General features: G+C 35.5%; 9 protein-coding genes. 1 reads left to right on the top strand and 8 read right to left on the bottom strand.

Annotation, left to right across the window (positions count from 1 at the left end; all coding sequences use genetic code 11):
* From Q0R51_RS08735 to Q0R51_RS08720, 4 genes are all read right to left on the bottom strand, one after another.
* Window positions 1-676: glycosyltransferase family 32 protein (locus tag Q0R51_RS08735; protein ID WP_294758187.1), on the bottom strand; the 676-nt coding region annotated here is incomplete at its 3' end.
* A gap of 3 nt (window positions 677-679) precedes the next feature.
* Entirely contained in the window at window positions 680-2,110 is a 1,431-nt protein-coding gene (locus Q0R51_RS08730) for an oligosaccharide flippase family protein (RefSeq protein ID WP_294758184.1), read from the bottom strand.
* A gap of 3 nt (window positions 2,111-2,113) precedes the next feature.
* Window positions 2,114-3,259, bottom strand: a complete 1,146-nt coding sequence (locus Q0R51_RS08725) for a CDP-glycerol glycerophosphotransferase family protein (RefSeq protein WP_294758181.1) — start codon at window positions 3,257-3,259, stop codon at window positions 2,114-2,116.
* Window positions 3,260-3,384: 125 nt separating this feature from the next.
* Window positions 3,385-4,233 (bottom strand): aldo/keto reductase, encoded by an 849-nt coding sequence (locus Q0R51_RS08720; RefSeq protein WP_294758179.1) that lies wholly within the window; start codon window positions 4,231-4,233, stop codon window positions 3,385-3,387.
* Between the two features lie 278 nt (window positions 4,234-4,511).
* On the opposite strand from Q0R51_RS08720, the gene Q0R51_RS08715 reads away from it, so the two are divergent.
* Window positions 4,512-5,252 carry a CPBP family intramembrane glutamic endopeptidase gene (locus Q0R51_RS08715; RefSeq protein ID WP_294758177.1) on the top strand — a complete coding sequence of 247 codons (741 nt, stop codon included), beginning with the start codon at window positions 4,512-4,514 and terminating at the stop codon, window positions 5,250-5,252.
* A 193-nt stretch (window positions 5,253-5,445) separates the two neighbouring features.
* Here the strand turns inward: Q0R51_RS08715 and Q0R51_RS08710 are convergent, their stop codons facing one another.
* From Q0R51_RS08710 to Q0R51_RS08695, 4 genes are all read right to left on the bottom strand, one after another.
* On the bottom strand, window positions 5,446-5,979 hold the full coding sequence (locus Q0R51_RS08710) for a ClbS/DfsB family four-helix bundle protein (protein WP_294758175.1): 534 nt from the start codon (window positions 5,977-5,979) through the stop codon (window positions 5,446-5,448).
* A 147-nt stretch (window positions 5,980-6,126) separates the two neighbouring features.
* Window positions 6,127-6,780, bottom strand: a complete 654-nt coding sequence (locus tag Q0R51_RS08705) for an amino acid ABC transporter permease (RefSeq protein WP_294758173.1) — start codon at window positions 6,778-6,780, stop codon at window positions 6,127-6,129.
* A 16-nt stretch (window positions 6,781-6,796) separates the two neighbouring features.
* On the bottom strand, window positions 6,797-7,435 hold the full coding sequence (locus Q0R51_RS08700; protein ID WP_294758171.1) for an amino acid ABC transporter permease: 639 nt from the start codon (window positions 7,433-7,435) through the stop codon (window positions 6,797-6,799).
* Window positions 7,432-8,247 carry a glutamate ABC transporter substrate-binding protein gene (locus tag Q0R51_RS08695; protein WP_294758169.1) on the bottom strand — a complete coding sequence of 272 codons (816 nt, stop codon included), beginning with the start codon at window positions 8,245-8,247 and terminating at the stop codon, window positions 7,432-7,434. The genes Q0R51_RS08700 and Q0R51_RS08695 overlap by 4 nt, the downstream gene beginning before the upstream one ends.
* Window positions 8,248-8,270: the final 23 nt, after the last annotated feature.

Raw genomic sequence — 8,270 nt, 5'->3', positions numbered from 1 at the left:
GTGCTGCCTCTTTTTTCGTTTTGATCCTGACTTTCAGAGCCGTCACTAATTTTCTTTTTAACGGCTTAGCTCCTTCCATCCATGTGCCGGTAAAAACATGGATGGTCTTTGACTGCGCAGAAGGATTACAAAGTACACCATCCGGATAAACGTGTATACCGGTCTGCAATTGCTGCTCCTTGTTATTAGGCTGAGCACCATATTTATTTTTTAAAATATCAGATACAGAAACAGTATTCACTCCTGCTAATTGGTCTTGTTTGTCAAACGTAAAATTACGGTCATCGTAATAAGAAAGCATATCTTTAATCAGTGGATGACCTTTTTCAGCTCCAAATACTGCTGTAAAAGGATTATCCTTATTTTCAAAGCCAACAAAAGCTTTATTATTTAACAAATCGTGTAAATTATCCAAAACTAAAACATCAGTATCCATATAGATACCGCCCATTTCATAGACTGCTTTAGCTCGAATGTAATCTGAAACAAAGGCCCATTTTTTAGCTTGATATGCTTGTTCTACATATTTATTTTCGTGAATATCAAAATTGTGTTCGTTCCATTCGATAATTTGATAATCCTGCAAGTGCTTTGACCAGGTCTTCATGCAACGCTGAATATTTTGTGGTTTAGGGTTACCCCCTACCCACACATAATGAATTATTTTGGGAATCATTTATTAACCTCTGGTAAAAAAATTTTTCAATAATAAAATTATGTCTTGGTTAAAATCGAGTTTTAATAAAAACATTAACGCGATATATAAAACAAACATAATGATCGATTTGCAAAGCATATTAAGAAATGCCGAAGCAAACATTTGGGGTAAAAGAAGACCCACTGCCAAAACAATAACAGCAATTATAAAATACTTAGGAATTTCACGAAAAGAGTATTTAAAATCATAGCCATCCCGCACAATCCACAAACGCAAAAGTAAAACTATAAACTCGGTTATTAAAATTGCTATCATAGCACCTGTTGCACCGTACAGTTGATCCAGAAAATAGCTTAATATTACTTCCAAGAAAGCACCAACTATGACTGGAATGGCATAATCGCGATCTCGATGATTGGCAAGCGCAAATTGATTAGCGAATACTCCGCCAGTTGGAATCATAATGATAGTGAGAGTAAAGAAAAACATCAATGGCGTCATAGGAATGAATTTATGACCGAAAAAGAAGGGTACAAATTCCTTGGTATTAGCCATAATAATAACTGCAAACAAAGTGCCCAGCATAACCGTCGCTTCAAGGGACTTTTTTAAAACTATTCGTTGTTCTTTTTTCCCCTCACCAGCCATTTTAGGCATGATTACCAGAGAAATACTAGTGACAATACCCAAAACCATGTTAGAAATTCTTTGGGAATTGTCATAAAAAGCAACCTGGGTTGAATTTTGAAAAAGACCCAAAATAGGTTTATCAAGCGAGGTATAAATTTGGGTAGCAATTTGGGGAATTAACAGGGTAATGATTGCTTTAACAGTCGCGCGGTATTGATAGAAATGTCTGACCGGTCCACCAACATAGCGGTGAATGTCAAACCAAAAAACAAATGAACCCAGCATTGTTGAAACTGACATGATCAACATGTACTTCCAGAGATCACCCGGACTTTTTACCCATAATAAAATTAGGATAACAGAGACCAGCTTAACCGCAGTATTTTTTAAAACCACACGGCCAAAATCAGCTAATCCCTGAAAAAACCACGAAATATCAACTTGAGCTGAAATAAGATAGGGCACCATTAATAGTAAATATTGCCCATATTTAATCTTAAAAAAGCTGGTAACAGCAATTACAATCCCAATTGTGACAAATCCCGCTATGGCCTGAAAGTACCATAAGCCCCAAAATGCTTTAGTTAAATCCTGCTCACTGCCGAAAGCTCTAATCTGAGAAATAGTCCTCATCCCAATATAGGAGACTGAAAGAGTACAGAAAATCATTAAAAACTGAACAATATTATTAACGTTGCTGTAAATACCATACGTTTTGGGACCCAAAATTCTCGAAAGATAAGGAACTGTTATTAACGGTACTAATACTAGAAAAATTTGGTAAACCGCATTATACAGAATGTTTAAAAAAGTTCTTTTCACAACTTACCCTCTAATACTCTTTAACAACTCAACTACATTGGCGCAACTTGATTGGTTCTGAACCTGATTCGTTAATTTTAGCCAGTAACGCCGTTTCGCACTGTATTGATCTGGCATTGTCAGTGCTTGCATTAGCTCTTGCTGTGTCTTTACACATATTCCAGGTACAATTTCTTCATAAGGACCCATTAAGAGGCCACGCTTTTCTTCGTATTGTCGTAAATAATTGGTCACAAATATTATCGGCTTATCAATATTTAAATAATCAAAGTAAATTGAGGAAAAATCAGTAATCAGAAAAGCAGTATTACCCAAAAGCTCATAAAGGTCAATATCTTGCTGATATAAATAATCATTATTAAGAAAGGCAATATTAGAATAATTACTCTGCAAATGCTTAAAAAGTTTCATTTCATAAGGATGCAGTTTCACTATTAAATATTGGTGATTCTTTTTTAATGAATTATTTAACTGCTCAATGTTAAAATCAAACAGAGTTAAAAAATTACCCTGTTGAACCTGGTCCATAATTTGGTTGTCTTCCATTTCATAACGAAATGTTGGCATATAAATACCAATTTGCGCCTCATCATCCTGAGTTTTAAATAAATCACTGAGAAGCTGTTTTTTACTAATAACTGGATTTTTCAAAGCATCAATACGAGGAAAACCCGTTTTGTGATACTTATTAGATTCAATTCCGCAGCAGGCACTCATCAAGCTTTCATACAAATCGCTGCTTGAACAAACTATATCAGCATTCTTTTGCCATAACTTAGCATTGCGCAGGTCAACTTTGGAACTAGTATTATTGGCCACGAAGCCCATGCGTTTAAGGGGTATACCGTGCCAAAACTGAATATTAACCTGCCTGGCATGAACTTTAAATGGCTGATGTGTGGTCAACACAAATTTCGCTGCCCCAATTTTTCGCCAAGTTTTAAGTGGCAAATGTGAGGATGGCCAAGGCTCTACAATAGTAACTTCATATTCGGGATGGCTTTTTTGCAAATATTTACCAAACAGATAGCCATTTGAGCCAGAACGACCTGCACCATTAAGAACAACCACTTTATTACTTTGTATTGGTGTAAAACGAGCAATTAGTTTCATTGCCGTCAAATATAACCGAAATAAAAAACTTTTCATTATTTAACTTCCCAATTTATTACCTAGTATAAGGGTACAGAAAAAGCCTGAGATAACTCAAGCTTTTTTACTTTATTTTTTAGTTTTTTAATGATTATTGCTTATAAGGACAATTAAAACTCGTTTTAATAAATTGCCAGGGGCTCTTTGTGTTCAGGCTTAGGATATGCCTTTTCCAAAATCTGCAAGTCTTCTGGGGTTAGCTCAATATCCAAAGCTTTCAGGTTGGATAATAAATGCTTTGAACTACTGCTCTTTGGTATTGCCAAAACATCGGGCTGTTGCATTACCCAGGCAAGTAAAATTTGATAAGCACTTGCCTCGTGTTTCTCAGCAACTTGTAAAACTGCCTCATTTTTCATCATTGTACTGCCCATTTTTGGTCCACGTCCTAAAGGACTATAAGCTATTAGTGGAACGTGATGCTCTTTTTGCCAAGGTAAAAGACTATATTCAATTCCCCTGGTTTCTAAATTATATAAGTCCTCATTAACTACACAATTTTGGCCTTCAGGCAGTTGCCATAATTCCTGCATATCGTCTATATCAAAGTTCGATACGCCCCATGAGCGAATTAGTCCCTCATTTTGTAAAGCCTGCAATTCAGAAACGGTCTCAGATAAAGGTACCATTCCCCGCCAATGATATAGATATAAATCCAGATAATCAGTTTGGAGCCTTTGCAAACTGTTTTGCAAACTTTGCCGCATTTTTGATCTAGACGCATTTTGCGGTAAAACTTTAGAAATCAAGAAGATTTTTGCTCGTGGATACGGTTTAATGGCTTCCCCCACCAACTCTTCAGAGCGACCATTTCCGTACATTTCAGCGGTGTCAATCACACTTAAGCCTACATCAAGACCGGCTTTAATTGCTGCTATTTCTTCATCTCGAAGTTTAGGATCATCTCCTATTTCCCAAGTACCTATTCCCAGCGCTGGTAATACTTGATTATTAATTGTGACTTTTTTCATATAATGAACCTTCTTAATTAGTTAAATAAATATATTTTGAGATATAAAGTTGATGACTGCTGGTTTTAAATTTAATATAAAACAAATTAAAATGCTGTTAGCTTCCAAGATAATTGTAGCACTTAGCCAGAAAGTTTATTAATTTATAGGTTATTTTTGAATTTTAACGCAAGGCAATTTAGCTAAAAATTAAATTTACTTTGTGATGCTTTCACAAGCCAGCAAATTGTCTTTTGCAAAATAACAATATAAAATCAAAAACAAAAGGAAGAATAAACATGGTTAACAATTTAAATAGTCCATATAAATTATCTGGTAAAAAATGGCTGATAATATTGTTCTCAAATTTGATAGCATACTGCTGTTTGATTATGCCCGGTGTGCAAATCCCGGATTCTCTAATTTTTGACGAAAGTCATCCCACTTTAATAGCAGCAGGCTTTCAAATCTTAGTAGTAACTGTCTTTCTGATAATTCAAATAATCGGAGTGCAAATTGCTACTGGACACAAATGGCAGCAATTATTTCATACTCCTCGTGCCAAAGAATGGCTTTGGGTTCTAGTCTTTTTCATTTTAGCTTATTTCGTATCCGTTGTTTCAGGAGCGATTTCTCAGAAGTTGTTTGGTGCTGTTTCCGGCAATGCAGCCGCAGGATTAACTATGAATACACCCCACGTTTGGCTCATTTTCATTTATCAGCGCTTCAGCAGTGCGATTCAAATATTAGGTGAAGAGTTTTTAGCAATTATGCCACTGTTAGCTGTGACCCAATTAGCTGATTCTATGCACATGCCACTCCCGCTTTTCTGGGGCAATATTGCTTCAGCTTTAATATTTGCTTTACTTCATTTGTCAACTTATGATTACAATTTGGGCTATGTTATTTTAGGATTAGCATTTACACGTCTGGTTTTAAACTGGGCTTTTATCAAAACCCACAATATCTGGGTCAGCTTCTTAGTCCATTTCTTGTTCGATACATTAGCTTTCCTAGTTTTATTATTAGTAACAAAGTAAAAATAATTATTGACTAACAAAAAAATGATAGCCGTTGAACATAGTTCCAGCTATTATTTTTTATTTTGTAAAACATTAAAGCAAAAATTAATTTCTACTGCTGCAAATAATAAAAGTAAGGGTAAAACATTGAACATTTGAAAAATGGTCAGTACTTTCAGAGCAATGCTAATCTTTATGCTTTTAGTTACATTTATTTCAATGATCTTTGATATTTACGCAATTTTTTCAGCGCCCATTCATAATGACTAGAGGTATTTGCAATAAAGTACGTACCTAAAGCGTTCGTTCCAGTCCAAGGAAATACCTTCTTTTGGAAAAGTTGATCCTCAGTAAAAATATCAAGTAAAGCCATCGTTTGCTTATGACTTTCCGCCAATAATTTTTCAGCTTCTTCTAGCGCAGTAGCTTGGTGCTTTTCACAAAAATGCTGATTCATTTCACCATAATTGCGCCAATTGTACCCTTCTGGTAAAAATTCTTGTGCATGACCGGCCTGATTGTTTTTAACCCATTCCAGTAATAATCTCTGCCATTCATATAAATGAATCAACACGTCACGAACATTGCGATCTCTTTTCCAATGGGCTTCTTTTAATTTACTAGTATCAAAGTTGAAGCTACCTGTGCGAGCATCTTCCGGCAACTTAGAAATCAAAGCAACAATCTTTTGGTAAGATGCATTACTTGCATCTATTAATTCTTGTTTGGTTTTAGGACGAGGCATAAGTTCTCCCTTTTAAATTTAGTTTTTATCTTTATAGTATTTTAACATATATGATTATCTAATAATAAATATTTCTAGCAGCTTCTTAAATACTAAAAAAGCACCTCACAATTAGTGAAATGCTTTAAATAATAAAACGATCTTCCTTTAAGACAAGTGCTTACCAATCACATTACCAATAATTGATAATGTAAAACAAACAACAAAATATAAAACTGCAAGTGCAGCAAACATTGGTAAGATATAGTTTGCATTTTGTCCGTAAATAACTTGTGCATGTTGCATCATTTCAGGAACAACAATAATCGTTGCTAGAGATGTATCCTTAATGAGGGAAACAAACTGACTAATAATTGCAGGAACCATATTCTTATATGCTTGTGGCAAAACAACATGCCATAGTGCTTGTACAAATGACATCCCTGTAGACCGAGCCCCTTCCATTTGACCAATAGAAACAGACTGAATACCTGAACGTACAATTTCAGCAATCATACTCGATTCAAAGACAGTCATAGCGATTATCGCTGCCGGAATCGTTTCTGGTCTTAAGCCAAAGTTAGGTAGTCCAAAGTAAGTAAAGAAGATAATTAGAAGTAACGGAATATTACGAATAATATCAATTACAAAGCCAACGATCTGTGAAACATACTTTATTTTAGAATACCTGATTATGCCTAAAATTGAGCCAAAAATGAAACTTAAGATAACTGAAATTACTGAAATATAAATAGTTACCCAGAGGCCCATTAACAAAAAGCGCACATTAAGCCATGAAAAGGCATTAATCCAATTTTGCATTTTCTAATACCTCCTTCTAACCTAATTTCTTTTCTAAGTGTCGCATGTAATAGCTAATTGGCAAAGTAACAACCAGGTATAAAACACCTACAACTAAATAACTGTTAATGGTGTCAAAAGTAGTCGACGCAATTGAGTTTGCCTGGTACATCAAATCAAATCCTGCAACAAAGGCTAAAACTGAAGAGTTTTTTACCAAGTTAACGAATTGGTTACCTAAAGGCGGAATGACAATTTTAAAGGCCTGAGGCAAAATAATGTAGCGCATCGCCTGCCAATAGGTCATACCGGTTGATCTGGCTCCCTCCATTTGTCCGTTAGAGACCGATTGAATACCTGAACGGATAGTCTCCGCAATAAAAGCAGATGTATAAAGTGTTAAGCCAATAGTTCCTGCAGTAAAGCCATTGATTTTGACAACATACATCGGAATTACTAGATAGAAAAACATAGTGATTACAAGCAAAGGAATGTTACGCATAATTTCTACATAAGCATGGCCAATTACACGCATTACTTTACTTGGAAGAACTTCCATAATTGCAAAAATTGTTCCAATTATTAAACTGAAAAATAGAGCAATTACACTAGATAGTACTGTCCAGCCTAAGCCAACAAACAGCTGGCTGCTGAATTTTGAAAAAATATTAATCATCGGCGATACAGCTCCTTATACTTAAATCCTGGAACATCGCCAAACCACTTTTTAATTAAGCGATTATATTCACCGTTATGCTGCATCTCAAGAACTGCCTTGTCTACAGCTTCAGTAAATGAGGTTTGTCCCTTATTAACCGCAACACCGTAAGGTTCAACAGTAAAAGTGCCACCACGAACTTCGTAGCCCGGGTTCTGCACTGCCAAACCAAATAAAATTCCGTTATCAGTAGTAAGAGCATCTCCTTGATGTGACTTCAATGCATTCATTGCCTGAGCATAATCCTGCAATTCGATCACTTTAGCTTTGGGAGCTACCTTTTTTATGTTTGCAACCGAGTTAGCACCTACAACACCAATAACTGTCTTACCATTTAGATCCTTTGTACTTTTAATTGAAGAATTCTTAGGAACTAAAAGCGATTGACCAGCATCAAAGTATGACTTTGAAAAAGAAATAATCTTTTTACGCTCTGGCGTAATCGACATCGTAGCAATCACAGCATCCACATTACCATTCTTTAACAGAGGAATTCTGGATTGAGAGGTTGTAGTGACAAATTCTGCCTTACCCTGAGGACCTAAAATATGCTTCGTAAGATGTTTAGCCATATCAACGTCAAAACCTTTTTGCTGGCCATCACGAACATCGATTAAACCGAAAAGCTTAACGTCACCTTTAACACCCCAAACAATCGTATTAGATTGCTTAGCATTTTTTAAAACTGATTGATCATTAACGCTTTTACCACAGCCGGTTAACATTAAAATACATGCCAATAAAGGAAGTAGCCAAAATTTCTTTTTCATAATTGGCCTCCTTAGTGAGAAAT

Source organism: uncultured Lactobacillus sp., from assembly GCF_946477725.1.
GTDB lineage: Bacteria > Bacillota > Bacilli > Lactobacillales > Lactobacillaceae > Lactobacillus.
The sequence above is the reverse complement of the archived record's forward strand: the minus strand, read 5'-3'. Positions and strand labels throughout refer to the sequence as shown.